Raw genomic sequence first — 25,097 nt, 5'->3', positions numbered from 1 at the left:
CGGAGCGTTGGGGTTGGTGAAGGTCATCGGGATCCTACCACCGGCGTTCGAAGCGGCGGCGCAGGATGACGGCCGCGGCGTTCATGACGATCATGAAGATCAGGAGGACGAGAATGGCCGCGGCGGTGCGCTCGTGGAAGGCCCGCTCCGAGGCGTTCTCCCAGATGAACACCTGCACCGGCAGCACGGTCGAGGCGCCGGTGAAGCCTTCCGGCACGCCCGGCACGAACGAGACCATGCCGATCATCAGCAGCGGGGCGGTCTCGCCCAGCGCGTGGGCCAGCGACAGGATGGCGCCGGTCATCACGCCGGGCATGGCCAGCGGCAGCACGTGGTGGAACACGGTCTGAGCCTTGGAGGCGCCGACGCCGAGGGCGGCTTCGCGGATCGAGGGCGGCACGGCCTTGAGCGCCGAGCGGGTGGCGATGATCACGGTCGGCAGGGCCATCAGGGCCAGCACCAGGCCGCCGACCAGCGGCGAGCTGCGCGGCACGTGCAGCCAGTTGATGAACAGGGCCAGGCCCAGCAGGCCGTAGACGATCGAGGGCACGGCCGCGAGGTTGTTGATGTTGACCTCGATGACGTCGGTCCAGCGGTTCTTCGGCGCGAACTCTTCCAGGTAGACGGCGGCCAGCACGCCGACCGGCACTGCGATCAGGGCGGTGATGACCAGCATCAGGGCCGAACCGACCACCGCGCCCAGCACGCCGGCCTGTTCGGGCTCGGTGGAGTCGGACTTGGTGAAGAAGCCGAAGTTGAAGCCGCCCTTGACGGTGCCGTCCTTCTCCAGCTGGTCCAGCCAGGCGAGCTGCTGGTTGTCGAGCTTGCGGTCTTCCTCAGCCGTAGAGCGCTTGATCTCGCCCTTGAAGTAGAGATCGGCGTCGGCCTTGACCGGGCCTGTGACGGTGATCGTCTTGCCGATCACCGACGGGTCGGCCTTGATCTTGTCGAGCAGCTGGAAGCCGAGATCGCGCGAAACCAGGTCCATGACCTTGCTCGACGTCGTGCCCAGGTCGTCGTCCTGGATGTTCAGCTTCTTCATCACCGCCTCGGCGACGATGTAGTCGTAATTGACCCCGTCCAGCGCCGTGCGGTCGATGCGGTCCGGGTTCAGGTAGACCGGCACGCTGATCGAGTGGGTCTCGAAGGTGGTGTAGCCCTGGGCGACGATGCGGCCGACCAGCACGACCAGGAAGATCATCGCCACGACGATGGCGGCGATCCCTTGCGCCTTGAACCACATCTCCGAGCGGTAGCGCTTCTTCAGGCGCGCCTCGGCGGCCGAGAGCTGCGGGCGGGGACCCTGCTCGCGCGGGGCGGCGCCGGCGTTGATGGCGGCGTCAGTCATATTGTTCCCGATACTTCTGGACGATGCGCAGGGCGATGATGTTGAGCGCCAGGGTCACGACGAACAGCGTCAGGCCCAGGCCGAAGGCCGAGAGGGTCTTGGGGCTGTCGAACTCCTGGTCGCCGGTCAGCAGGGTGACGATCTGCACCGTGACGGTGGTGACGGTGTCCAGCGGGTTGGCGGTCAGCTTGGCCTGCAGGCCGGCGGCCATCGTGACGATCATGGTCTCGCCGACGGCGCGGGACACGGCCAGCAGCATGGCGGCCATGATGCCCGGCAGGGCGGCGGGAAGAATGACCTTCTTGACCGTCTCGGACTTGGTGGCGCCCATGGCGTAGCTGCCGTCGCGCAGGGACTGCGGCACGGCGTTGATGATGTCGTCCGACAGCGACGAGACGAACGGGATCAGCATGATCCCCATCACCACGCCGGCCACCAGGGCCATCTGGTTCTGCACCTGCATCAGGTACTGGGCGATCCCGTCCAGCGGGCCGCCGGCCATGCCTTCGCCGATCGCATTGAAGAAGGCGCGGAACAGCGGGCCCACGGTCAGGGCGGCGAAGAAGCCGTAGACGACGGTCGGCACGCCGGCCAGCACCTCGAGCAGCGGCTTGACGATCGAGCGCACGCGGCGGTCTGCGTATTCCGACAGATAGATCGCCGAGTAGAGGCCGACGGGCGCGGCCACCAGCATGGCGATCAGCATGATCAGGAAGGTGCCGGCGAACAGCGGCACGGCCCCGAAGGCGCCCGACGAGGCTACCTGGTCGGCGCGCATGGCGATCTGCGGGCTCCACTCGGTGCCGAACAGGAACGACAGCGGATTGACGCTCTGGAAGAAGCGCCAGCTTTCCCAGACCAGCGACAGCACGATGCCCAGGGTGGTCAGCACGGCGGCGACCGAGCAGGCGATCAGGAGGCCGTTGATCCAACCCTCGACGCGGTTGCGGGCGCGGAACTCCAGGCCCACGCGCGGCAGGGCCAGCAGCACGCCGATCAGGGCCACCAGGGCGGCAAGGCCGATCGTGGTGTAGCGCACCGTGGCGGTGATCTTGCGCGACTCGGCCACCTTGGCGTCGAGCGCGGTCTTCAGCTCGCCCTCGTAGACGACTTCCGACGGGGCTTCCTTGGCCGCGATGGCCCGGGCGTCGCTGAAGAACACGTCCTGGCGGTCGGGGGTCAGAGAGGCGATGGCGGCCGGACGCTCGGCCTGCAGCACCGCTTCCTCGATGCGGCCGCCGAACACGGCGCCGAGCAGGAGCAGCAGGGCGGCGGGCGCGCCGGCCCACAAAGCGGCATAGGCGCCGTAATAGTTGGGCAGCGAGTGCAGGCGCACCGAAGCGCCGCCGGCGGCCTTGAGCGCCCGGCCGCGGCCGAGCAGGAACGCCGCCAGCGCGAACAGCGCCAGGAACAGGAGCGAGAGCCAGGTCAGCATGCGTGAAGCGGTCTTGCGCTGGATGCGAAGACGGCGCCCGTTGCACCGCCCCGCCCGTCAACCGATCTATGCCGGCCGGGCCACGACCTTATGCGACGTTTCTACGACAGTTTTACGACACCGGCCGGCGCAGGCTCTTCCGCCCCCGCCGAACCCTTGTCCGCCAAGGCCTTGGCCATCGGCAGATAGACCCCGAAGGTGGCCCCCTCGCCCTTGACGGACTCCACGTGCAGCCCGCCCCGGTGGCGGTTGATGATGTGCTTGACGATCGCCAGGCCCAGGCCCGTGCCCTGGCGCTCGCCGCTCTTCTGCCCCTCGACGCGATAGAAGCGCTCGGTCAGGCGCGGCAGGTGTTCGCGGGCGATGCCCGGCCCGCGGTCGGAGACCCGCAGGCCGGCGTAGAACTCCTCGACGTCGGAATGGTCGGGGGTCAGCAGCGACAGCCGCGCGGCGGCCGGATCGCGCGGCGCGACGGCCGTGGCCGGGCTCAGGCCGGGGAAGATCTCGACCCGCACCGTCCCGTCCTTGGGGGTGTACTTGATGGCGTTGTCGACGAGGTTCTGGATCACCTGGACGATCTGGTCGCGGTCGCCCTCGACCACGGCCGCGCCACGCGGCGGCAGCACGGCGTCGAAGCCGACCTGCTTGCCCCGGGCCTGGGGCGCGAGGGCGTCGATGACGTCCTGGGCGGCCATGGCCAGGTCGACGCGGCCGGCCGGCGCGATGTGCTCGTTCAGCTCGATGCGCGACAGGCTCATCAGGTCGTCGATCAGGCGCGACATCCGCTCGGCCTGGGCCTGCATGATCCCTAAGAACTTGTCGCGGGCGCCCGGATCCTCCTTGGCGTGGCCGCGCAGGGTCTCGATGAAGCCCGACAGCGAGGCCAGGGGCGTGCGCAGCTCGTGGCTGGCGTTGGCCAGGAAGTCGGCGCGGGTGCGCTCGGTTCGGCGTACGTCGGTCTCGTCGCGCAGCACCAGCAGGGCCAGGTGCGAGCCGGCCTCGTCACGGCCCAGCGGAACGGCCTGGGCGGCCCAGTCGCGCCCCTGCGACCCGACCCCGGTCCATTCGACGGTGCGCTCGACGCCGCCGAACAGGGCCTCGTCCACGGCCTCCAGCACCCGCGGGCTGCGCACGGCGGTGACCAGCAGGGCCCCCTCCTTGATGCGGAAGCGCTCACGGGCGGCGGCGTTGGCGAACACGAAGCGCCGGCCCGTCAGGTCGTCGGCCTCCTCGGCGGCGATGACCATCAGCGGGTCGGGCAGATTCTCGAGAATGACGGCGAAGGGCGGGGCGCGATCGGCCGAGGCCGCGGCGGGCGCCAGGCTAAAGGCGGAGTCGTCGAGCCGGCGACGCAGCCGGCGCAGCAGGATCGCCCCGCCTCCGCCGAGCAGAATCGCCGCCGGCAGGGCCACGCCCGGCTCGGCCGCGCCCAGGGCGGTCATGGCCAGCAGCGCGGTCGGCCCCGCGGCCACCGCAGTCCACGCCCCGGCCCAGGCGCCGGCCAGGCCGCCGCCCCAGCGCTCCGGCGCGACCGGCGAGAGGGGGGTGACGGTAGGCATGGCGAGCAGCGTGCTCCCTGGAAGGACGAGGCCCGGGCGAAGCCCTGGACGGGGGCCAAGGCTCGTAGGCCAGTTTTGTGACGATGCGATGATTCGACGAACCAGATATGGCGCCGCCCGATGGCTTGGGATAGACGGGGAACCCCTGGATGCGTGTCGGTCGCGGAAGTCACCGCAATTTCGCCGCAACCTGACGCAATCTCAGGGGTCGAGGGTATTCTCCTTAGGGTGGTCTGTTCGTATGCAGCGCAAGGTCCTGGTCGCGACGGTCGCGGCCGCTCCTCTGATGGCCATGGCCTTGGCCGCGCAGGCCGAGACGGTGGTGAACACCGCACGGACCACGCCGATCGCCACCGGCAGCGCCGGGACGAACGGCGCGGCCGATGATGTCAAGATCGACACGGCCGGCTCGATCAAGCTGACCGCCGGCGGCGCGCTGGTGACGCTGAACAGCAACAATAAGGTCAACAACGCCGGTGCGCTGAGCACCCAGGGCGTCAACGACTCGACGGGCATCCTGATCAACGGCGGCACGACCGGCACGGTCACCAGCACCGGCTCGATCACGCTCGACGAGGACTACACCCCGACCGACGCCGACTCGGACGGCGACGTCGACGGCGCCTTCGCGCTGGGCCAGAACCGCTACGGCATCCGCCTGACCGGTCCGGGCGCCTTCACCGGCGACATCCTGGCCACCGGCGGCGCGATCACCGTCGAGGGCAACAACTCGGCCGGCATCAAGCTGGACAGCGCGCTGAACGGCAACCTGACCAACGGCAGCGCGATCGCCGTCACCGGCAACAACAGCTACGGCATCCACGTCAACGCGCCGGTGACCGGCAAGGTCACCGTCAACGGCAGCGTCTCGGTGCTGGGCGGAAACTCCACCGCCGTGGCGATCGACAACAACATCAACGGCGCGTTCGTGGTCCAGGGCGCGATCTCCGCGACCGGCTATCGCTACACCACCCGCCCGGCCGACAAGACGGTCCGCGACAAGCTCGACGCCGACGACCTGCTGCAGGGCGGCCCGGCCGTCCGCGTGGCCGGCAGCGTCACCGGCGGCGTACTGCTCGACATCCGCCCGGCCGACAGCGACAGCACCAAGACCGACGAGGACGGCGACGGCGTCGAGGACGCCAACGAGGGCAACTCAGCCCTGGCCGTCTACGGCTCGGCCCCGGCCCTGCTGATCGGCTCGGACACCGGCGCGATCAACATCGGCGTCATCGGCACGGGCGACAACGCCTACGGCCTGCGCGCCCGCGGCGTGATCACGGCCAACGGCGTCTATGACGGGATCACCTCGACCGCCATCCAGCTGGGCGGCGCCACCGGCCAGGCGACGAACATCGCCAATGGCGCCCGCCTCGAGACCACGCTGACCTCGCAGGCCTACGAGGCCAACGCCAACGGCGTGCGGGTCACCGCCGGCGCCAACGTGCCGGTGATCGACAACCGCGGCACCATCACCACCTACAGCGTCTCCGAAGGCGTGTTCGACTCGCGCGGCATCGTCATCGAGGCCGGCGCCAACGCGCCCGTCCTGCGCAACGGCGGCGTGATCAACGCCAGCGTCGTCGGCGAGAAGGGCTCCGCCTACGGCGTGGTCGACTACTCCGGCGGCCTGACCTCGATCGAGAACACCGGCTCGATCATCGCGGCCATCTCGCCCACCGACGACGCCAGCGATACCGACGACGCCGACCTCGATCCCTCGAACGAGACGATCACCGGCAAGGCCGTGGCGATCGACGTCAGCCGCAACACCACCGGCGTCACCCTGACCCAGAACGGCGTCGTCAGCAGCGACAAGACCCTGCCCGACGCCGACGGCGACGGCGTGCCCGACAGCGCCGAGCCGGCGATCATCGGCCAGGTCCGCTTCGGCTCGGGCGCCGACACCTTCAACGTGCTGAACGGCGCCGTGATCGGCGACATCTCGTTCGGCGCCGGCGCCGACAAGTTCCGCATCGACGGCGGCGCGGCCGTGGTCGGTTCGCTCGACAGCGGCGACGGCCAGCTCGACATCACCATCGGCAAGGGCTCGCTGGGCCTGAGCAACGCCCAGGCGATCAACATCTCGAGCCTGACCCTGGGCGCCGACAGCAAGGTGGTGTTCACCGCCGACCCGACCGCCAAGACCAACACCAGCCTGGTGGTCTCGGGCTCGGCCAACATCGCCAGCGGCGCGCAGCTTGGCCTGCGCCTGACCAGCCTGCTGACCGACGAGACCTCGTACAAGGTGATCAGCGCCGGCTCGCTGACCGCCGGAACCTTCGGCCAGGGCCTGCTGGACAACGCGCCGTACATGTACGTCGCCAGCGCCCGCGCCGCCGGCAACGACGTCTATCTGGACGTGCGCCGCCGCACCGCCGCCGAGATCGGCCTGGCCCGCTCGGGCGCGGCCGCCTACGACACCCTGTTCGGCTCGCTGGCCGGCGACAAGCAAGTGGCCGACCAGTTCCTGGGCATCAACGACAAGGCCACGTTCCTTCACAACTACAACCAGCTGCTGCCGGACCAGGGCGAAGGCATGTTCGCCACCCTGCAGAACATCAACCAGCAGATCTCGCACGCCACCTCGATCCGGCCCGATCCGGGCGATCGCTACGGCCCCGACAGCATCTGGGTGCAGGAGATCAACGGCCTGGTCCGCCGCGAGGACGGCGAGACCCTGGGCACCGACACCCAGGCCTTCGGTTTCGTCGCCGGCTATGAGGCCATGGGCGACGCGGGCGGCGCCCTGGGCGTGACCCTGGCCTATACCGCGCTGGAAGAACACGACAGCGTCGCCCAGGTGGGCGAGCAGAGCACCGCCTCGGTGGTGCAGGGCGGCGTCTACTGGCGCCGGTCGGTCGGCCCCTGGCGGTTCAACGCCGGCGGCGGCGCCGGCTACGCCTGGTTCGACAGCACCCGCGTGCTGTTCATCCGCAACCCGACCACCGGCGCCCTCGACGCCACCCGCACGGCCAACTCCGACTGGGGCGCGGTGACCGCCAACGCCTTCGCCGGCGCCGCCTACGAGGCCAAGCTGGGCCGCTTCTTCACCCGCCCCGAGGCGCGTGTGGACTACACCTACCTGAACGAGGACGGCCACGAGGAAACCGGCGGCGGCGACGTGCTGGACGGCATCATCGCCGCCCGCAAGTGGAGCAACCTGTCGAGCGACCTGGGCCTTGTCCTGGGCGCCGACTTCGGCCGCGACGTGTGGCTGCGCCCCGAAGTGCGCGTCGGCTACCGCAAGACCATCGCCGGCAGCCTGGCCGACACCGTCGTGACCAAGAAGAACGGCAAGATCGTTCTGGAGGCCTTCGACAACCGCCAGGGCGCCCTGACCCTGGGCTTCGCCCTGCGGGCCGGCACGGCGATGTCCTACGTCGCCCTGGAAGGCGGCGCGGAAAGCACCAAGCGCCAGAAGCGCTACAATGTGAAGCTCACCGGCCGGACGATGTTCTGATCGTCCCGCCATCCAGGTGGAGTGAAAGGCCTCGCACAACGTGCGGGGCCTTTTTCTTTGGATCATCCGCCCTCGGAGCGACGTTTCGCCGCAGCACCTAGGAAAACCAAGGACTTGGATCGTCAAAGCTCCATTTAGAGCCTGCCCGTTAGTCATCTTCTCCTGAGCAATAGGACGGTGGCGCAAGCCGCCGCGAGGGGAAGACCGTGACCATCAACCGCCTTGCCTCGCGCATGGCCCTGATCGCCTGCGTCTCGACGCTGGCGATGGCGGGCGGCGCCCAGGCCCAGACGCCCGCGCCGCCGCAACCCGGCGACCAGCAGGCCCGCATCGAGGCGCTGGAAGCGCAGCTGAAGTTCCTGCAGCAGCAGATCAACGACCTTAAGGCGACCACCGTCGCCGGCGCGCCGGTCGCCACGGCCCCTGCCGCCGCGCGCCCCGCGCCGCCGGTCCAGGTCGCCACCGCCGCGCCCGCCCTCGCCCCTGCTCCGAAGGCCGCTTCGCCTCTGCCGGCCGCCACCGTCAGCATCGCCGCCGGCCGCCCGACCATCGCCTCGACCGACGGCGCCTTCACCGCCAGCCTGCACGGGGTGATGCAGCTCGACACCGCCCACTACTTCCAGGACAAGGGCCTGCCGGCGGTGATCGGCAACGGCCGCGACCTCAACAGCGGCAGCAACTTCCGCCGCGCGCGCCTGGGCCTGGACGGCCGGTTCTTCCGGAACTTCGACTACTCGATCCTGCTCGACTTCGGCGGCAACGGGACCGACGGCCCCGGCATGCTGCAAGAGCTGTTCGTCCAGTACAACTACGCGCCCTTCAGGGTGCGCGCCGGCGCCTTCGCGCCCAATGTCGGCCTCAGCGACGCGGCCTCGCAGAACAGCGCACTGTTCCCCGAGCGCGCGGCGATCGCCGAGATGGTGCGGGGCCTGGCCTCTGCCGACCGCCGCTATGGGCTGCAGGTGCAGGCCTCGGGCGAGAACTGGCTGCTGTCTGCCGCCGCCACCGGCGGCAAGAGCGGCGACGCCCAGACCTTCGACGAGCAGCAGGCCTATGTCGGCCGCGCCGCCTTCGCTCCCGTCAAGAACAAGGACTGGCTGCTGCACCTGGGCGTCAACGGCGGCTACATCGCCACCCCGGCCCAGACGGCGGTGGGCGGGGCCTACGCCCTGACCCTGGCCGAGCGGCCCGAACTGCGCGTCGACGGGACCACCCTGGTCTCGACCGGCGCTCTCGACGCCAAGAACCTGCGCCACCTGGGCGCGGAACTGGCCGTTCAGCACAAGAGCCTGTTGATCCAGAGCGAGGTGTTCGACATCGCGCTGGAGCGGCGCAACGCCGCCGCCGGGGTCAGCGATCCGAAGTTCGGCGGCTGGTACGTCGAGGGCGGCCTGGTGCTGACCGGCGAGAGCCGCCGCTACAACGCCGCCACCTTCGCCTTCGACGCCCCGTCCATCGCCCACCCCTTCGACCCGAAGGCCGGCCAATGGGGCGCCTGGGAGCTGGCGGCGCGCTATTCGGTGCTGGACCTCAACCACCACGAGCTGGCCGCCCTGGCGGCCGACCGGGTGCGCGGCGGCGAGCAGACGATCTGGAGCGCGGGCGTGAACTGGTTCCCCAACTCGGTGACCAAGGTCTCGCTCGACTACCTGGACGTCGACATCGACCGGCTGGATCCGGCCGGCGGCGTCGTTCCGCTGAGCCAGGGCTATCAGGCGGTCAACCTGCGCAGCCAGTTCGCGTTCTAGGGCTCTCCCCCCTTCCCCCTTGATGGGGGAAGGGTCGGGGATGGGGGTGACTGCGGCGTCAGAAGCCGCCCGGTCGCCAACTCAGCAGATCACCCCCACCCCTGCCCCTCCCCCATCGAGGGGAGGGAAGCGACAGCTCCCTTTCTGATCCCGTCCTCAGAAACACTCGCGCGCGTTGCAGCCGCGCATCGGCCAAGGTTTCGGCGTCACCTGCACAAGGACGCCCGATGAGCCTGCTTCGCCTTCCCACCCGCCGGGACGTCGCCCTTGGCGCGGGCGCCCTGGCGGCGGCGCCCGCGAGCGCGCTGGCCCAGAAGGCGCCCAAGGTCGTCACCCTGCTGAACGTCAGCTACGACCCCACGCGAGAGCTCTACCAGGACATCAACCCGGCCTTCGCCGCCTACTGGAAGCGCCGGGTGGGCCAGACGCTGGAGATCCGCCAGAGCCACGGCGGCTCGGGCAAGCAGGCGCGCTCGGTGATCGACGGGTTGCAGGCCGACGTGGTCACCCTGGCGCTGGCGGACGACATCGACCAGATCGCCGCCCGCGGCCTGACGGCGGCCAACTGGCAGTCGCGCCTGCCGCAGAACTCGGCCCCCTACACCTCGACGATCGTGTTCCTGGTGCGCAAGGGCAATCCCAAACGGATCAAGGACTGGGGCGACATCACAAGGCCCGGCGTCCAGATCATCACCCCCAATCCCAAGACCGGCGGCGCGCCGCGCTGGGCCTATCTGGCCGCCTGGGCCTGGGCGCTGAAGCAGCCGGGCGGCAACGACGCCTCGGCCCAGGCCTTCGTGCGCCAGCTCTATCGCCAGGTGCCGGTGCTCGACAGCGGGGCGCGCGGCTCGATGACCACCTTCGCCCAGCGGGGCGTCGGCGACGTGCTGCTGACCTGGGAGAACGAGGCGCACCTGGCCCGCCAGGAGTTCGCCGCCGACGGGCTGGAGATCGTCTACCCGTCGCGCTCGATCCTGGCCGAGCCGTCGGTGGCGGTGATCGACAGCGTGGTGAAACGGCGCGGCACGAAGCTGGTCGCCGAGGGCTACCTGAACTTCCTCTACAGCCCGCTGGCCCAGGACCTGATCGGCAAGCATCACTACCGGCCGCGCAACGCCCAGGCGGCGGCCAAGTACGCCGCCAAGTTCCCGAAGATCCCGCTGGCCACCATCGACGACCAGTTCGGCGGCTGGAAGAAGGCCCAAGCCCGGCACTTCGCGGACGGCGGCGTCTTCGATCAAATCTACCGGCCGTAAGAGTCTTCTTGGGCGTGAAGCCTACCTGGACAATAGGGTATGACGCCTCCATCCGGTTCGTGCGTTAATCGCCCGGACCCATCGGAGCCAAGAGCGACATCGCCATGACCAACGCCTTCAAGTCTCCCACCCGGCGCGGCCTGCTCGGCGCGGCCGGCGCCGGCGCGGCCGCTCTGGGGGCCCCCGCCCTGCTGGCGGGCCAGGCCCAGGCGGCAGGATCCCTGACCCTGCTGAACGTCAGCTACGACCCCACGCGCGAGCTCTACAAGGACATCAACACCGCCTACGCCAAGTACTGGAAGGACAAGGTCGGCCAGACCCTGACCATCAACCAGAGCCACGGCGGTTCGGGCAAGCAGGCCCGCTCGGTGATCGACGGCCTGCAGGCCGATGTGGTCACCCTCGCGCTCGCCTATGACATCGACGAGATCGCCGAGCGCGCCAAGCTGCTGCCGGCCAACTGGCAGTCGCGCCTGCCGCAGAACTCGACGCCCTACACCTCGACGATCGTGTTCCTGGTCCGCAAGGGCAACCCCAAGCGCATCAAGGACTGGCCGGACCTGGTCAAGCCGGGCGTCGGCGTCATCACCCCCAACCCCAAGACCTCGGGCGGGGCGCGCTGGAACTACCTGGCCGCCTGGGCCTGGGCGCTGAAGCAGCCGGGCGGCAATCCGGCCAAGGCCGAGGCCTATGTGAAGGACCTGTTCGTCCACGTGCCGGTGCTCGACACCGGGGCGCGCGGCGCCACCACCACCTTCACCCAGCGCGGCATCGGCGACGTGCTGCTGGCCTGGGAGAACGAGGCCTTCCTGGCGCTGGAGGAACTGCCGGGCCAGTTCGAGATCGTGGTGCCCTCGCGCTCGATCCTGGCCGAGCCGCCGGTGGCCCTGGTCGACCGCAATGTCGACCGCCACAAGACCCGTCTGGCGGCGACGGGTTACCTCAACTTCCTCTACAGCCCGCTGGCCCAGGAGCTGATCGCCAAGCACCACTACCGCCCGCGCAACGCGGCCGTGGCCAAGAAGTACGCCGGCAAGTTCAAGGCGATCCCGCTGTCGACCATCGACGACACCTTCGGCGGCTGGAAGAAGGCCCAGGCGACCCACTTCGCGGACGGCGGCGTGTTCGACCGCATCTACCGTCCGAGGTAGGGGCGTCGGGGGAACTCACAGGCCCGGCCATCTTCGCCGAGTTTCCCCGCGAAGGCGGGGACCCAAGCTGGATGTCAGGACAGGCACGGTGGTCGCGAGCCGCCGGCTCGGCTTGGATCCCCGCCTTCGCGGGGAAACACGGATGGAGGGGCGTCGGGTCTCCAGTGTAGCCCATCCCCTCTCCAAACTTGACCATTGCCGGCGCGGCGGTCCCCATGGGGCCGCCGCGTTTTGCGTTTCCATGCCCAAGCTTGGTCGGGAACCCGACTCAAGGCCAGGCGTTGAGCCGTTGACGGGGCGTCCATGGAACAAGGCCGGGGTCGGGCTCAGGAATGACGGATTATCTGAAGTCTCAGCGGGCGGGCGATCAGCTCGCGGCCGAGCACGGCATCGACGACCCCTTCGCCGCGGCCATCCGCGCCACCCGCATGGCGATGATCGTCACCGACGCCACCCAGGCCGACAATCCGATCATCTTCGCCAACGACGCCTTCCTGCGGCTGACCGGCTATTCGCGCTCGGAGGTGATCGGCCGCAACTGCCGCTTCCTGCAAGGGCCCGACACCAGCCCGGCCGCCATCGGCGAGCTGCGCCTGGCCATCGGCGCGGGCGAGGACATCGCCATCGACATCCTCAACTACCGCAAGGACGGCTCGACGTTCTGGAACGCGCTGTACCTCAGCCCCGTGCGCAACAAGCTGGGGCAGATCATCTACTTCTTCGGCTCGCAGCTGGACGTCAGCGAGAAGAAGCAGACCGAACAGCACCTGCGCGAGACCCGCAGCGACCTGGAAGACGCCGTCGAGGCCCGCACCCGCGAGCTTTCCCAGGCCCTGGAGCAGAAGACCGCCCTGCTGCACGAGGTCGACCACCGGGTGAAGAACAACCTGCAGCTCATCTCGTCGCTTCTGCTGCTGCAGAACCGGCGCGAGAAGGAGCCGGCGGTCAAGCACAGCCTGCGCGGCATGCTGGAGCGGGTGAACGCCATCGCCACCGTGCATCGCCGGCTGTTCCAGAGCGAGGACGTCGAGCGCTTCGACGTCTCGGCCTTCGTGCGCGACCTGGTGTCGGACATGGCCGGCTCGGCCAATCGCGACGAGATCCGCGTCAGCCTGGACCTGGAACGGGTGGACGTGCCGGCCTCGAAAGCCGCGCCCCTGGCCCTGGTGATCAGCGAGCTGTTCTCCAACGCCCTGCGCCACGGCTTTCCGGAGGGGCGTTCGGGCCACATTTCGGTATCGATCACTCGCACGAACGGCGAGTTCCGGATCGAAATCGCCGATGACGGCGTTGGAATGGCTGAAGGGGCCCGGACGTCGGGTTTTGGACTGACCATCGTCCAGCTGCTCTGCCAGCAGCTGAAGGCCCGGTCCGAGACCACGGCAGCCGAGCCCGGAACCCGCGTCGTCGTCAACCTGCCCGTCAACGGCGCGCATCATTAGGAACCAGTAGACCCATGCCAGGGCGCGCGTTGGATGTGTTGATCGTCGAGGACGAGGTCCTTCTGGCCACCGAGCTGGAGTTCCTGGTGCAGGAAGCCGGCTACCACCCCGTCGGCTGCGCCATGAGCTCGGACGAGGCGGTGGACCTGGCCAAGTCGCTGCATCCGGATCTGGCCCTCGTCGACGTCCACCTGCGCGACGGCCCCACGGGCGTGGAGGTGGTGCGCAAGATCCACGACGACTGCGGCTGCGTGGCCCTGTTCATGACCGCCAACGTCAAGCGTCTGCCGGAGGACTTCGCCGGGGCCTGCGGGGTGATCGGCAAGCCCTATTCCGAGCACGGGGTGAAGACCGCCCTGGCCTATCTGGCCGTTTGCCTGGAAGAGGGCCATGCGCCGGGCCTGCCGCCTGTGGGCCTGGAGCTGGCGCCGGCCTATGCGCAGCTGTGGGGCCTGACCGAAATGCCGCGCACGGCCTGATGGCCGCCGCCCACCCGGTCGCCGTCTTCGTCGGCACCGCCGCCGCATTGTTGTCGATCACCAGCTTCGCCCCGCAGATCGTCAAGATCTGGAAGGAGAAGGACGCCTCGTCGGTGTCGCTGCGGACCTATGTGGTGACCGTGACGGGCTTTGGCTGCTGGCTGACCTACGGCCTTATGATCAAGGCCTGGCCGGTGGCGGCCTCGAACCTGGCCTGCCTTGTGATGTCGGCCGCCGTGCTCGCGCTCAAATGGCGCTACGGACGCGGACGATCCGGGAACGACGTCAAAGGGTGACAGGGGGGACGGGGTCCGCTATCGAGGCGCGCCTAATTTCGCGCACCAGGACCACCGCCCTTGACCAACGTCGCCGAGGAAGCTGGCTGGGCCACCGCCAAGACCCTGGCCGAGGCCCTGCCCTACATCCAGATCTACGACCGTGAGACGGTCGTGATCAAATACGGCGGCCACGCCATGGGTCAGGAAGAGGTCGCCAAGCTGTTCGCGGCCGACGCCGTGCTGCTGAAGCTCCTGGGCGTGCACCCTGTGGTGGTCCATGGCGGCGGTCCGCAGATCAGCCGCATGCTCGACAAGGCCGGCGTCAAGTCGACCTTCATCGACGGCCTGCGCGTCACCGACGAAGCCACCATGGAAGTGGCCGAGATGGTCCTGTCGGGGGCCATCAACAAGGAAATCGCCAACTGGATCACGCTCGCCGGCGCCGAGGCCGACGTGCGCGGCGTGGGCCTGTCGGGCAAGGACGCCCGCCTGATCACCGCCGAGAAGGTGACCCGCACCCGCAAGGATCCGGACAGCAATATCGAGCAGGTCGTCGACCTGGGCTTCGTGGGCGAGCCGACCAAGGTCGACCCGCACCTGATCCAGGCCCTGCTGACCTCGGAAACCGACTACATCCCGGTCGTCGCGCCGATCGGCGTCTCGGCCCAGGGCGAGACCTTCAACATCAACGCCGACACGGTCGCCGGCGCCCTGGCGGGCGCCCTGAAGGCCAAGCGGATGCTGATGCTGACCGACATCAAGGGCGTGCTCGACGCCAATGGCGAGCTGATCCGCGAGATGACGATCGAGCAGGCCCGCCAGCTGATCGCCGACGGCGTGGCCACCGGCGGCATGATCCCCAAGCTCGAGAACGCCATCCACGCCGTGGAGAGCGGCGTCGAGGCCGTGGTCATCCTCGACGGCCGCCGCCCGCACGCCATGCTGGTCGAACTGTTCAGCGAGCACGGCGCGGGCACGCTGATCTCGAAATGATGGTCGAGGTGAAGGGACCCTCTCCCAGAGGGAGAGGGAGGGGTCCGCGCGCAGCGTGGGAGGGTGAGGGGTTACGCCCTGACCGCCCATTCCCCACGCCCTGCCGACACGCCGTCGAACGCCTTACCCCCTCACCCTCCCATGGCTTCGCCATGGGCCCCTCCCTCTCCCCATGGGAGAGGGTGTGATGGTGGACCTCACCCACGTCGACACCTGGCTGTTCGACCTCGACAACACCCTCTATCCGGCCGAGACGCAGTTCATGGGCCTGATCGAGGGTCGGATGACCGACTTCGTCGAGCGCTTCACGGGCCTGCCCCGCGAAGAGGCCCGGGCGCTGCAGAAGAAGTACTACCTCGAGCACGGCACCACCCTGGCCGGGCTGATGACCTATCACGGCATGGACCCCGCCCAGTTCCTGGAGGAGGTGCACGACGTGTCGATGGAAAACCTGGTCCCCGACCAGGCGCTGCATGAGGCCATCAACGCCCTGCCCGGCCGCCGGCTGGTGTTCACCAACGGCTCGCTGGGCCACGCCGAGCGGGTGCTGGGTCACCTGGGACTGCGGGAGCTGTTCGAGGACGTCTTCGCCATCGAGACGGCCGACTACATCCCCAAGCCCTCGCTGGCGACCTTCGACAAGATCACCAAGCTGCACGCCATCGATCCGGCGACCACGGCCTTCTTCGAGGACAGCGAGAAGAACCTCGTGCCCGCCGCGCGGCTGGGCATGACCACCGTCCTGGTCGGCGCCCACGCGGCCGCCTGCCCCTCCGAACACGTCCATCACCGCACCAACGACCTCGCCGGGTTCCTGAGCTCGGCGCGCCTGAAGGGAACCCCCGCATGACCGCCCTCACCCTCGCCGACCTCCAGACCGAGATCGAAGCCGCCTGGGAAGCCCGCGACGGCGTCTCGACCGCCACCACCGGCCCGGTGCGCACCGCCGTGGAAGAAGCCCTGCTGCTGCTCGACAGCGGCAAGGCCCGCGTCTCGGAAAAGATCGACGGCGAGTGGACCACCCACCAGTGGCTGAAGAAGGCCGTGCTGCTGTCGTTCCGCCTGAACCCCAACACCGTCATGCGCTCGGGCGCCCTGGGCGGCGGCGTGGGTCCGTGGTGGGACAAGGTGCCCAACAAGTTCGACGGCTGGGAAGCCCCGCAGTTCGAGGCCGGCGGCTTCCGCGCCGTGCCGGGCGCCATCGTCCGCCGCGGCTCGCACATCTCCAAGAACGTCATCCTGATGCCGTCGTTCGTGAACATCGGCGCCTTCGTCGACGAGGGCACCATGGTCGACACCTGGGTGACGGTCGGTTCGTGCGCCCAGATCGGCAAGCACGTCCACCTGTCGGGCGGCGTCGGCATCGGCGGCGTGCTGGAGCCGCTGCAGGCCAACCCGACCATCATCGAGGACAACTGCTTCATCGGCGCCCGCTCGGAAGTCGTCGAAGGCGTGGTCGTGGGCGAAGGCTCGGTCCTGTCGATGGGCGTCTACCTGTCGGCCTCGACCAAGATCGTCGACCGCAAGACCGGCGAGATCCACATCGGCAAGGTGCCGCCCTACAGCGTCGTGGTGCCGGGCAGCCTGCCCGACAAGAACGGCGGCCCGAGCCTGTACTGCGCCGTGATCGTCAAGACGGTCGACGCCCAGACCCGCTCGAAGACCTCGATCAACGACCTGCTGCGAGACTGATCGCGACCATGGGGGCGGCCGCGAACGACACCCTGGCCGCCCTGCGCGCCGGCGACCTGGCCGGCGCGACCAGGCTGGACCTCTGCGACGCGGACCTCGCCGAGCTCCCCGCAGAGGTCTTCGGCCTGGCCGATACGCTCGAGGTGCTGGACATCAGCCGCACCCGCATCGACCGCCTGCCACACGATCTTTCCCGCCTGAAGCGGCTGAGGGCGGTGTTCGCCTCCGGCGCACCGTTCCGGCGCCTGCCCGAGGCGCTGGGCGACTGCCCGGCCCTGAGCCAGGTGGGCTTCCGCGGCTGCGGGCTGGTTGAGGTTCCCGCCGAGGCCCTGCCGCCGGCCCTGCGCTGGCTGACCCTGACCGACAACCGCATCGCGCTGCTGCCCGACGCCCTGGGCGAGCGCCCGGACCTGCGCAAGCTGCTGCTGTCGGGCAACCGCCTGGCCGCCCTGCCTGAAAGCCTGGCCCAGGCAGGCGACCTCGAACTGCTGCGCATCGCCGCCAACCGCTTCGACGCCCCGCCGGCCTGGCTGGCGGAGCTGCCGGCCCTGGCCTGGCTGGCCTGGTCGGGCAATCCGTTCGACGCCCAGTCCCCGGCCCGCGCTGCGCCCCCCGCCGCCTGGGGCCAGCTGACCATCGGCAGGCCGCTGGGACGCGGCGCCTCCGGCGACGTCTTCGAAGCCGCCTGGAGCGGCCGGCCTGCGGCCCTGAAGCTGTTTCGCGGCGCTATGACCAGCGACGGCCTGCCCGAGCGCGAGATGGCCGCCTGCATGGCCGCCGGCGAGCATCCCAACCTGACCGGCGCCCTGGGCCGGATCGAGGACCATCCCGACGGCGCCGAAGGCCTGCTGATGCCGCTGCTGCCGGAAAGCTGGCGGGTGCTGGCCGGGCCGCCCAGCCTGGAAAGCTGCAGCCGCGACGTCTACGCCTCCGACCTCGCCCTGCCGCCGCAGGTCGCTCGCCGGATCGCCCGCGACGTGGCGGCCGGCGCCGCCCACCTGCACGCCCGGGGTCTGCAGCACGGCGACCTCTACGCCCACAACGTGCTGTGGGACGGGACCGACGGCGCAGCCGTGCTCAGCGATTTCGGCGCTGCGGCCTTCCTGCCCGCCGACGCCGGGCAGCGGTGGACGCCGCTGGACGTGCGGGCCTTCGGCCTGCTGCTGGGCGAACTGCTGGACCGGATCGACGGCGAGACGCCGGCCGACCTGCGCGCCCTGGAGGCGGACTGCGTCCAGCCGGACGGCGCTGCGCGGCCGTCGATGGCCCAGGCCCTGGCGGCCCTTTCCTGATCGCCCGACACAGGCTCTAGTGGCGCCATGCCCGGCCTCGTCGAAAAGCTGAAACCGATCTTCGCCGTCTCGGGCCGCGCCTCGCGGCTGGACTACTGGCGCACGCAGGTCCGGCTGGCCCTGGCTACGGCCGTGCTGCTGACCCTCACCGTGCTGGCGACCATGGCCGGCGGCTGGCTTGGGGCGGTTCCGTGCCTGCTGTTCCTGCCGGTCGTGGCGGCCGGGGTCGCCGTCGCGGTTCGCCGGCTGCACGACCGGGGCAAGCCGGGCTGGTGGGTGCTGGTCTTCGGCGTCGGCCCCTATGCGCTGAGCGGCGTGGCGAGCGGGCTTTACGCCAGCGGATCGGCGCTGATCCTGGCCGCGCCGCTGCTGGCCCTGGCGGCCGTCATCCTGTCGATCTGGGCCTGGGTCGAGCTGGGCTTCCTGCGCGGGGCGCGGGGCGACAACCGCTACGGCGCCGAGCCCGCGCGGCGGTAGGGGAAAGCGCCCGGCATTCGGGCCATCTGTTACCGAGGTTCCCCGCGAAGGCGGGGATCCAAGCTGTGGGTCAGGACAAGGCGCGGCCGTGCGCCGCCCGCAGACTCCGCTTGGGTCCCCGCCTGCGCGGGGAAGGACGGGTTTGAGATGGCGGCCGGACGAGTGTCCCTAGCGGGTCGCCTCGTGGACTTCCTTCTTGGCCGCCTGGCCGGCTTCCTTGCTCTCGCGGGTGATGTCCTTGCCGGCTTCCTGGGCGGCGTCGCCGGCCTTGGAGCCGGCTTCCTTGGCCGCGTCGACGGCGTCGCCGGCGGCGGCCTTCAGCCCGGCGGCGGTCTCCTTGCTGCTTTCCTTCAGCGCCGTGCCGGCTTCCTTGACGTCCGGGTCGTTCTTGATCTCGTTGGCGGCGTCCTTGATGTCCTGGCCGGCGGCGCTGGCGCCTTCCTTGATCTGCTGGGCGTGCTGGTCCGAGCAGGCGGCGGCCGACAGGGCGAGGGCGGAAGCGGCGATCAGGGCGAGGGTGCGCATCTAGTGTTCCTCCGACGTCTTGGTTGATACCCGTCGGGCAGAGAACGGCGGTCGAACGGTCGAGGTTCCGACTCTGGGAACCTGCACGGCTTTCCCCCGGGCCTTCCGACCGCTAAACCCCCGCCATGCGCATCGCCTTTCTCGGAACCCCCGATTTCGCCGTCGCCTGCCTGGCCGAACTGGTCGCCAGCGGCCATGAGATCGTCTGCGTCTACAGCCAGCCGCCCGCCCCGCGCGGCCGCGGCCAGGAATTGAAGCCCTCGCCGGTCCACGCCTTCGCCGAAGGGCTGGGGCTGCCGGTGCGCACGCCGGTCTCGATGAAGACCCCCGAGGAGATCGAGGCCTTCCAGGCGCTCGACCTCGACGCCGCCGTGGTCGTCGCCTTCGGCCAGATCCTGGTGAAGGACGTGCTGGAGGCGCCGCGCCTGGGCTGCTTCAACCTCCACGCCAGCCTGCTGCCGCGCTGGCGGGGCGCGGCCCCGATCCAGCGGGCGATCATGGCCGGGGATCCCGTGACGGGCGTCCAGGTGATGCGGATGAGCGAGGGTCTCGACGAAGGCCCCGTCCTGCTGTCGGAGACCGTGCGCATCGACGCGCTGGACACCGTGGCCAGCCTGCACGACCGTCTGGCCGCCGTCGGCGCGCGCATCCTGCCGGTGGCCCTGGCCGCCATCGAGCGCGGCGGCGCGATCGAGACTCCGCAGAGCGAGGACGGCGTCACCTACGCCAAGAAGATCAAGCCGGCCGAGGCCCGCATCGACTGGACGCGTCCGGCCGCCGAGGTCGACCGCCACATTCGCGGCCTGTCGCCCTTCCCCGGCGCCTGGTTCGAGGCCCCGTCGGACAAGGGCCCCGTCCGGGTGAAGGCCCTGCTGTCGAAGGTCGAGGACGCGGAAGGCGCGCCCGGAACGGTGCTGGACGACGCCCTGCTGGTCGCCTGCGGCGAGGGCGCGGTGCGCCTGCTGAAGGCCCAGCGCGAGGGCAAGGGCGTGCAGGAGGCCGAGGTGTTCGTGCGCGGCTTCCCGCTGGCGACCGGGACGGTCCTGGCCTGATGCCCCGCTACCGCCTCCTCGTCGAGTACGACGGCCGTCCCTATTCGGGCTTCCAGGCCCAGGCGACCCTGCCCAGCGTGCAGGGGGCGATCGAGGCGGCGGTGAAGGCCTTTTCCGGCCAGGAGTTGCGCATCGCCGCGGCCGGCCGCACCGACACCGGCGTGCATGCGACGGGCCAGGTGGTGCATGTGGATCTCGAGCGCGACTGGCCGGCCCAGACGGTGATGAACGCGCTCAACGCCCACCTCACCCGCGAGGCGGTGTCGATCCTCGACGCGCAGGTCGCGCCCGAGGGCTGGCACGCGCGGTTCTCGGCCAACGAGCGGCGCTACCTCTACCGGATCCTCAACCGCCGCGCCCCGCCGGCCCTCGACAAGGGCAAGGTCTGGCACATGAAGAAGGACCTCGACCACGAGGCCATGCATGCGGCGGCCCAGGCCCTCGTCGGCCTGCACGACTTCACCACCTTCCGCGACATGCACTGCCAGGCCCAGAGCCCGATGAAGACCCTGGACGTCGCCCGCGTGCGGCGGGTGGGCGAGGAGATCCATCTCGACTTCGAGGCGCGCTCGTTCCTGCACCGCCAGGTACGGTCGATGACCGGCACGCTGGTCGAGGTGGGCGCCGGCCGCTGGGCCGTCGGCGACGTCAAGAAGGCGCTCGAGGCGAAGGACAGGCGCGCCTGCGGGCCGGTGGCTCCGGCCGACGGGCTCTATCTGGTGGGCGTGGGCTACGAGGACTGAAGGCCAAGGGCCCGCGACCTCCACCGGCTCGACATCCGGCGAAGGCCGCGAGGAACCGGAGACCGACCGACATCGGCCCCCGGGTGAAAGCCCCGTAGGTGGAGGGAACCGGGGCTTTCGAAAGGCGTCAGTCGTCCGACAGGCGCTCGGCGATCCAGACCGATCCCAGCGCCAGCATGAACACGCCGAAGGCGGCGAGAACGAAACCGAGATAGGCGAGCTGGGCGATCGGCATGGCGGGCTCCATCGGGGAACGGATGGAGGTTGCGCCGGCGCGGAGTGGGTCGCCTTGATCTGGGTCAACCAGAGATCCCCTCTCTCTTTGAGAGAGGGAGGGGCCCGCCGCGAAGCGGTGGGAGGGTGAGAGGTTTCACCGTCGGCCTGGAGATCTCCACCCTTCCGTCCCTATGCCGTCATCCCGGGCGAAGCGAAGCGCAGACCCGGGACCCAGGGGCCGCCGCAGTGCTTGGGGCGCGCCACCGGGTGTTTGAACCAAGCTTCGAGCCCGGTCCCCTGGGTCCCGGATAAGCCTGCGGGCTTTCCGGGATGACGATCTTTAGGTGTCCTTTCTGGAGAGAGCGTACCCTCTCTCCCTCCCACGCCTGCGGCGCGGGCCCCTCCCTCTCTCCATGAGAGAGGGGTTTTCACAGCACCGAGCAATTCGTCAGCTGGCTGAAGGCCTCCAGCGCGCTGGCGCCGACCACCGAGGTGCCGAAGCGGTCGAGTTCGGGGGACCAGACGGCGATTGTCGCCTTGCCGGGAACCACCGCGACGACGCCCCCGCCGACGCCGCTCTTGGCCGGCAGGCCGACGCGGTAGGCGAAGCTGCCGACGCTGTCATAGATGCCGCAGGTCAGCAGCAGGGCGTTGAGGCGCCGGGTCAGGCGCTCGGGGAAGATCGTCTCCTCGACCACCGGCGAGAAGCCGCCCGCCGCCAGCGGCAGGAAGGCCCGCGCCAGCTGGCGGCAGCTCATGGTCAGGGCGCACTGGCGGCTATAGGCGGCGACCACGGCTTCCGGATCGTGGCGCACCGTGCCCTTGCCGCGCATCAGGTTGGCGATCGCCCGGTTCTGCCAGGCGTTGTCGAGCTCGGAGGCGGCCACCGCCTCGTCGATCGCCACCGGGCCGTCGCTCAGAAAGGCGGCGAAGCCGCGCACCAGGGCGGCGGGGTCTCTGACCTTGCCCAGCAGGATGTCGGTCACCGCCAGGGCGCCGGCGTTGATGAACGGATTGCGCGGAAAGCCGCCCTCGGCCTCCAGCAGGGAGAGGTGGTTGAACGGCGTGCCCGAGGGCTCCTTGCCCACCCGGGTCCAGACCTCGTCGCCGATGCGGTTGAGCGCCAGGCCCAGAGACAGCACCTTGGTGATGCTCTGGACGGAGAAGCCCTCGTCGGCGTCGCCGATCACGTGCTCACCGCCGTCGACCGTGCGCACGGCCATGCCGAACTTCGTCCCCGGCACGGTGGCCAGTTGCGGGATGTAGTCGGGCACCCGCCCCTTGCCGAAGTGCGGCTTCACCAGCACGGCGACCTCGGCCAGGACTTCGTCGATGGAGAGCTCGTTCATGGCTCGGTTCCGTCAGCGGGTCCGCCCTCGTCCTTCGACAGGCTCAGGATGAGGGCTATTGCATGGGCCGTGCAGTCAAAACCCTCATCCTGAGCTTGTCGAAGGACGAGGGTTTTGTCCCTCAGCCCGAAAACGCCTCGAAATAGCGCCGGATCAGGGCGGTGTAGGCGCCGGCCAGTTGGCGGACTTCTTCCACCGGCACGCGCTCGTCGACCTGGTGCATGGTCGAGCCCACGAGGCCGAACTCCACCACCGGGCAGAGGGCGCGGATGAAGCGGGCGTCGCTGGTGCCGCCGGTGGTCGACAGTTCGGGCACGCGGCCGGTGGCGTCGCCCACGGCGCCGACGATGACGTCGGTGAAAGCGCCCGGCTCGGTCAGGAAGGCCTCGCCGCTGATCTTGCACAGGGCCTCGACGCGGCCCGAGAAACCCTCGGCGGCCTCGCGGCACTCCTGCTCGATCCAGGCGGCCAGGTCCTTGCCCTTGTGGGCCGGGTTGAAGCGGATGTTGATGCGGGCCTTGGCGCTGGCCGGAATGACGTTGGTGGCCGGGTTGCCGACGTCGACCGTGGTGACCTCCAGGTTCGACGGCTGGAAGCCGGTATAGCCGTCGTCCAGCACGCGGGCCTGCAGGCGCGAGAGGATGTCGACCATCACCGGGATCGGGTTGGCGGCGCGATGCGGATAAGCCACGTGGCCCTGGCGGCCGTCGACGGCGATCCAGGCGTTGATGCTGCCGCGGCGGCCGATCTTGACCATGTCGCCCAGCAGGCTGGCGCTGGTCGGTTCGCCGACGATGCAGTGGTCGATGATCTCGCCCTCGGCGGCCAGGGCCTCGACGACCTTGACCGTGCCGTCCTCGGCCACGCCCTCCTCGTCGCCGGTGATCAGGAAGCTGATCGAGCCGGGGACCTCCTCGGTGTGGGCCACCGCCGAGACGAAGGCGGCGATGGCCGACTTCATGTCGACCGCGCCGCGGCCGTACAGCACCCCGTCCTTGATCTCGGCTTCGAACGGCCCGGCCGTCCAGGCCGCGTCGTCGCCCACCGGCACCACGTCGGTGTGACCGGCGAAGCAGAGGTTGGGTCGGGCCGTCCCGCGCTTGGCGTAGAGGTTCTCGATCTCGCCGAACTTCATGCGGCGGCAGGTAAAGCCCAGCCCTTCCAGCTGTCGTTGCAGCACGTCCATCGCGCCCTCGTCGGCGGGGGTGACGGACGGGCGGCGGATCAGGGCCTGGGCGAGCTCGACGGGGTCGATGCTGACGGAAACGGGCGCGGGGCTGGTCATGTTGCAGGCTTTAGGCTTCCCATCGGCGGGACGCAAACCGCGCACGATCATACCAAGGCCGACCATGCCCAAGATCGACATCGACCAGGCGCCCACCCGTCACGGCACGGCCTATCCCGCGCCCTTCGATCTGCCGTGCCGGGCGCGCAAGCGCTGGAAGCTGGGCGACGCCGTGGGCCTGACCCAGTTCGGGGTCAACCTGATGCGGCTTGAGCCGGGAACCTGGTCCAGCCAGCGCCACTGGCATACGGCGGAGGACGAGTTCGTCTGGGTGGTCGAGGGCGAGGTGGTGCTGGTCGAGGAAGGGGGCGAAACGATCCTTCGGGCCGGCGACTGCGCGGGCTTCAAGGCCGGCGTGCCCAACGGCCACCAGATCCAGAACCGCTCGGACGCGCCGGCCATGCTGCTGGAGATGGGCTCACGCCGGCCGGACGAGGACGGCTGCGACTATCCGGACCTGGATCTGGTCATCCACCCGGGCGAGGAGACCTATCGGCATCGGGACGGGACGCCGTACGAGACGGAGAGCGGGCGCAAGCGGTAGGGGGTGAAAGTTATCCACAGGGACGCCCCTGTCTCACCTTCTCCCAGAGGGAGAAGGAGGGGCCCGCGCCGCAGGCGTGGGAGGATGAGGGGTTAGGGACGGTCGACGGCGTGCCGGCGCGCCGGCTGGCGGTGTAACCCCTCACCCTCCCAGGCTTCGCCTGGGCCCCTCCCTCTCCCTATGGGAGAGGGTCTATCCCCGCGGATCCCCGCTTCGCCACCAACGAATTCAACGCCCTACACGAAAACGCAGGTTTCCTATCCGACGCCCTGAAAGCGGCCTCATGCTTGTCGGCATGACCAGCGAAACCTCCCGCGCCTGGTGCGCGAAGATCCAGCAGCGGCTGATGGCGGCGATGGATGAGCTTTGGGCCGCCATGGAGGCGGGCCTCGACCGGGAGGCCTTCCGCAAGGCCTCCGAGAAGGTGCGGCTGCTGGGCCAGATGGCCGGCACGGTGCGCAAGATCGTCCAGGCCCTGCCGCCCGAGCGCGCGGCGCGGCCGGCCAGCGGTCTCCCGGCCGGGCTGGAGCTTCCACCCTCGCCGCCCCGGCCCGAACGCAAGATCGACGCCCTGAAAGGCGGGGCGCGGGGACGGCTGTGAGCATGGTGCTCCTCCCCCGCTCGCGGGGGAGGGGGACCGGCGAAGCCGGTGGAGGGGGCGGCGGCGCGCACGGCGCTCCGTCCCGGGGCCCCCCCCCGCCCCCGGCGAAACCCCCCCCCCCCCCCCCCCCCCAGACACCGGGGGGGGGCCCGAACCCCGGGCGGGCGTA

Annotated in this window: 22 protein-coding genes; 16 read left to right on the top strand and 6 right to left on the bottom strand. The window is 69.9% G+C overall.

Annotation, left to right across the window (positions count from 1 at the left end; genetic code table 11):
- Window positions 1–34 precede the first annotated feature (34 nt).
- The 3 genes from pstA to P7A99_RS06030 form a co-directional block, all read right to left on the bottom strand.
- Window positions 35–1,348: a phosphate ABC transporter permease PstA gene (pstA, locus tag P7A99_RS06040; RefSeq protein WP_277793027.1), complete on the bottom strand. Its 1,314-nt coding sequence runs from the start codon at window positions 1,346–1,348 to the stop codon at window positions 35–37.
- Window positions 1,341–2,783 carry a phosphate ABC transporter permease subunit PstC gene (gene pstC, locus P7A99_RS06035; RefSeq protein ID WP_277793026.1) on the bottom strand — a complete coding sequence of 481 codons (1,443 nt, stop codon included), beginning with the start codon at window positions 2,781–2,783 and terminating at the stop codon, window positions 1,341–1,343. Before pstC ends, pstA begins: the two co-directional genes overlap by 8 nt.
- A 101-nt stretch (window positions 2,784–2,884) precedes the next feature.
- Complete coding sequence (locus P7A99_RS06030; protein WP_277793025.1) at window positions 2,885–4,342, bottom strand: sensor histidine kinase; 1,458 nt, start codon at window positions 4,340–4,342, stop codon at window positions 2,885–2,887.
- Window positions 4,343–4,583: 241 nt separating this feature from the next.
- Here P7A99_RS06030 and P7A99_RS06025 point away from each other — a divergent pair, with 241 nt between their 5' ends.
- The 12 genes from P7A99_RS06025 (at window position 4,584) to P7A99_RS05970 (ending at window position 18,613) form a co-directional block, all read left to right on the top strand.
- Entirely contained in the window at window positions 4,584–7,805 is a 3,222-nt protein-coding gene (locus P7A99_RS06025) for an autotransporter outer membrane beta-barrel domain-containing protein (protein ID WP_277793024.1), read from the top strand.
- 206 nt (window positions 7,806–8,011) lie between these two features.
- Window positions 8,012–9,553 (top strand): OprO/OprP family phosphate-selective porin, encoded by a 1,542-nt coding sequence (locus tag P7A99_RS06020; protein WP_277793023.1) that lies wholly within the window; start codon window positions 8,012–8,014, stop codon window positions 9,551–9,553.
- A 227-nt stretch (window positions 9,554–9,780) separates the two neighbouring features.
- Entirely contained in the window at window positions 9,781–10,809 is a 1,029-nt protein-coding gene (locus P7A99_RS06015; protein ID WP_277793022.1) for a sulfate ABC transporter substrate-binding protein, read from the top strand.
- A 104-nt stretch (window positions 10,810–10,913) separates the two neighbouring features.
- Complete coding sequence (locus P7A99_RS06010; protein WP_277793021.1) at window positions 10,914–11,960, top strand: sulfate ABC transporter substrate-binding protein; 1,047 nt, start codon at window positions 10,914–10,916, stop codon at window positions 11,958–11,960.
- A gap of 332 nt (window positions 11,961–12,292) precedes the next feature.
- Window positions 12,293–13,402 (top strand): histidine kinase dimerization/phosphoacceptor domain -containing protein, encoded by a 1,110-nt coding sequence (locus P7A99_RS06005; RefSeq protein WP_277793020.1) that lies wholly within the window; start codon window positions 12,293–12,295, stop codon window positions 13,400–13,402.
- Window positions 13,403–13,416: 14 nt separating this feature from the next.
- Window positions 13,417–13,881 carry a response regulator gene (locus P7A99_RS06000; RefSeq protein WP_277793019.1) on the top strand — a complete coding sequence of 155 codons (465 nt, stop codon included), beginning with the start codon at window positions 13,417–13,419 and terminating at the stop codon, window positions 13,879–13,881.
- Window positions 13,881–14,177: a SemiSWEET family sugar transporter gene (locus tag P7A99_RS05995; protein ID WP_277793018.1), complete on the top strand. Its 297-nt coding sequence runs from the start codon at window positions 13,881–13,883 to the stop codon at window positions 14,175–14,177. The genes P7A99_RS06000 and P7A99_RS05995 overlap by 1 nt, the downstream gene beginning before the upstream one ends.
- Before the next feature lie 60 nt (window positions 14,178–14,237).
- The gene (gene argB, locus P7A99_RS05990) at window positions 14,238–15,152 is read left to right on the top strand and encodes an acetylglutamate kinase (protein WP_277793017.1); all 915 of its coding nucleotides are present in this window, start codon (window positions 14,238–14,240) and stop codon (window positions 15,150–15,152) included.
- 184 nt (window positions 15,153–15,336) lie between these two features.
- Entirely contained in the window at window positions 15,337–16,002 is a 666-nt protein-coding gene (locus P7A99_RS05985) for a pyrimidine 5'-nucleotidase (RefSeq protein WP_277793016.1), read from the top strand.
- Entirely contained in the window at window positions 15,999–16,844 is an 846-nt protein-coding gene (gene dapD, locus P7A99_RS05980; protein ID WP_277793015.1) for a 2,3,4,5-tetrahydropyridine-2,6-dicarboxylate N-succinyltransferase, read from the top strand. The genes P7A99_RS05985 and dapD overlap by 4 nt, the downstream gene beginning before the upstream one ends.
- Before the next feature lie 8 nt (window positions 16,845–16,852).
- Window positions 16,853–18,136, top strand: coding sequence for a leucine-rich repeat-containing protein kinase family protein (locus tag P7A99_RS05975; RefSeq protein WP_277793014.1), 1,284 nt, complete (start codon window positions 16,853–16,855; stop codon window positions 18,134–18,136).
- A 27-nt stretch (window positions 18,137–18,163) separates the two neighbouring features.
- Window positions 18,164–18,613 carry a DUF805 domain-containing protein gene (locus P7A99_RS05970; protein WP_277793013.1) on the top strand — a complete coding sequence of 150 codons (450 nt, stop codon included), beginning with the start codon at window positions 18,164–18,166 and terminating at the stop codon, window positions 18,611–18,613.
- A 168-nt stretch (window positions 18,614–18,781) separates the two neighbouring features.
- Here P7A99_RS05970 and P7A99_RS05965 read toward each other — a convergent pair whose 3' ends face one another.
- The gene (locus P7A99_RS05965; RefSeq protein ID WP_277793012.1) at window positions 18,782–19,138 is read right to left on the bottom strand and encodes a cell surface protein; all 357 of its coding nucleotides are present in this window, start codon (window positions 19,136–19,138) and stop codon (window positions 18,782–18,784) included.
- A 125-nt stretch (window positions 19,139–19,263) separates the two neighbouring features.
- Here P7A99_RS05965 and fmt point away from each other — a divergent pair, with 125 nt between their 5' ends.
- On the top strand, window positions 19,264–20,190 hold the full coding sequence (gene fmt, locus P7A99_RS05960; RefSeq protein WP_277793011.1) for a methionyl-tRNA formyltransferase: 927 nt from the start codon (window positions 19,264–19,266) through the stop codon (window positions 20,188–20,190).
- Window positions 20,190–20,933, top strand: a complete 744-nt coding sequence (gene truA, locus P7A99_RS05955; RefSeq protein WP_277793010.1) for a tRNA pseudouridine(38-40) synthase TruA — start codon at window positions 20,190–20,192, stop codon at window positions 20,931–20,933. The genes fmt and truA overlap by 1 nt, the downstream gene beginning before the upstream one ends.
- A 644-nt stretch (window positions 20,934–21,577) precedes the next feature.
- On the opposite strand, the gene P7A99_RS05950 is transcribed toward truA, so the two are convergent.
- The gene (locus tag P7A99_RS05950) at window positions 21,578–22,498 is read right to left on the bottom strand and encodes a glutaminase (protein WP_277793009.1); all 921 of its coding nucleotides are present in this window, start codon (window positions 22,496–22,498) and stop codon (window positions 21,578–21,580) included.
- 121 nt (window positions 22,499–22,619) lie between these two features.
- Window positions 22,620–23,783 (bottom strand): succinyl-diaminopimelate desuccinylase, encoded by a 1,164-nt coding sequence (dapE, locus tag P7A99_RS05945; protein ID WP_277793008.1) that lies wholly within the window; start codon window positions 23,781–23,783, stop codon window positions 22,620–22,622.
- Window positions 23,784–23,847: 64 nt separating this feature from the next.
- On the opposite strand from dapE, the gene P7A99_RS05940 reads away from it, so the two are divergent.
- Complete coding sequence (locus P7A99_RS05940; protein ID WP_277793007.1) at window positions 23,848–24,327, top strand: cupin domain-containing protein; 480 nt, start codon at window positions 23,848–23,850, stop codon at window positions 24,325–24,327.
- A gap of 295 nt (window positions 24,328–24,622) precedes the next feature.
- Window positions 24,623–24,928 (top strand): hypothetical protein, encoded by a 306-nt coding sequence (locus tag P7A99_RS05935; RefSeq protein WP_277793006.1) that lies wholly within the window; start codon window positions 24,623–24,625, stop codon window positions 24,926–24,928.
- The last annotated feature ends 169 nt before the right edge of the window (window positions 24,929–25,097 follow it).

Source organism: Caulobacter endophyticus (genome assembly GCF_029543245.1).
GTDB classification, from domain to species: Bacteria; Pseudomonadota; Alphaproteobacteria; order Caulobacterales; family Caulobacteraceae; genus Caulobacter; species Caulobacter endophyticus_A.
The sequence above is the reverse complement of the archived record's forward strand: the minus strand, read 5'-3'. Positions and strand labels throughout refer to the sequence as shown.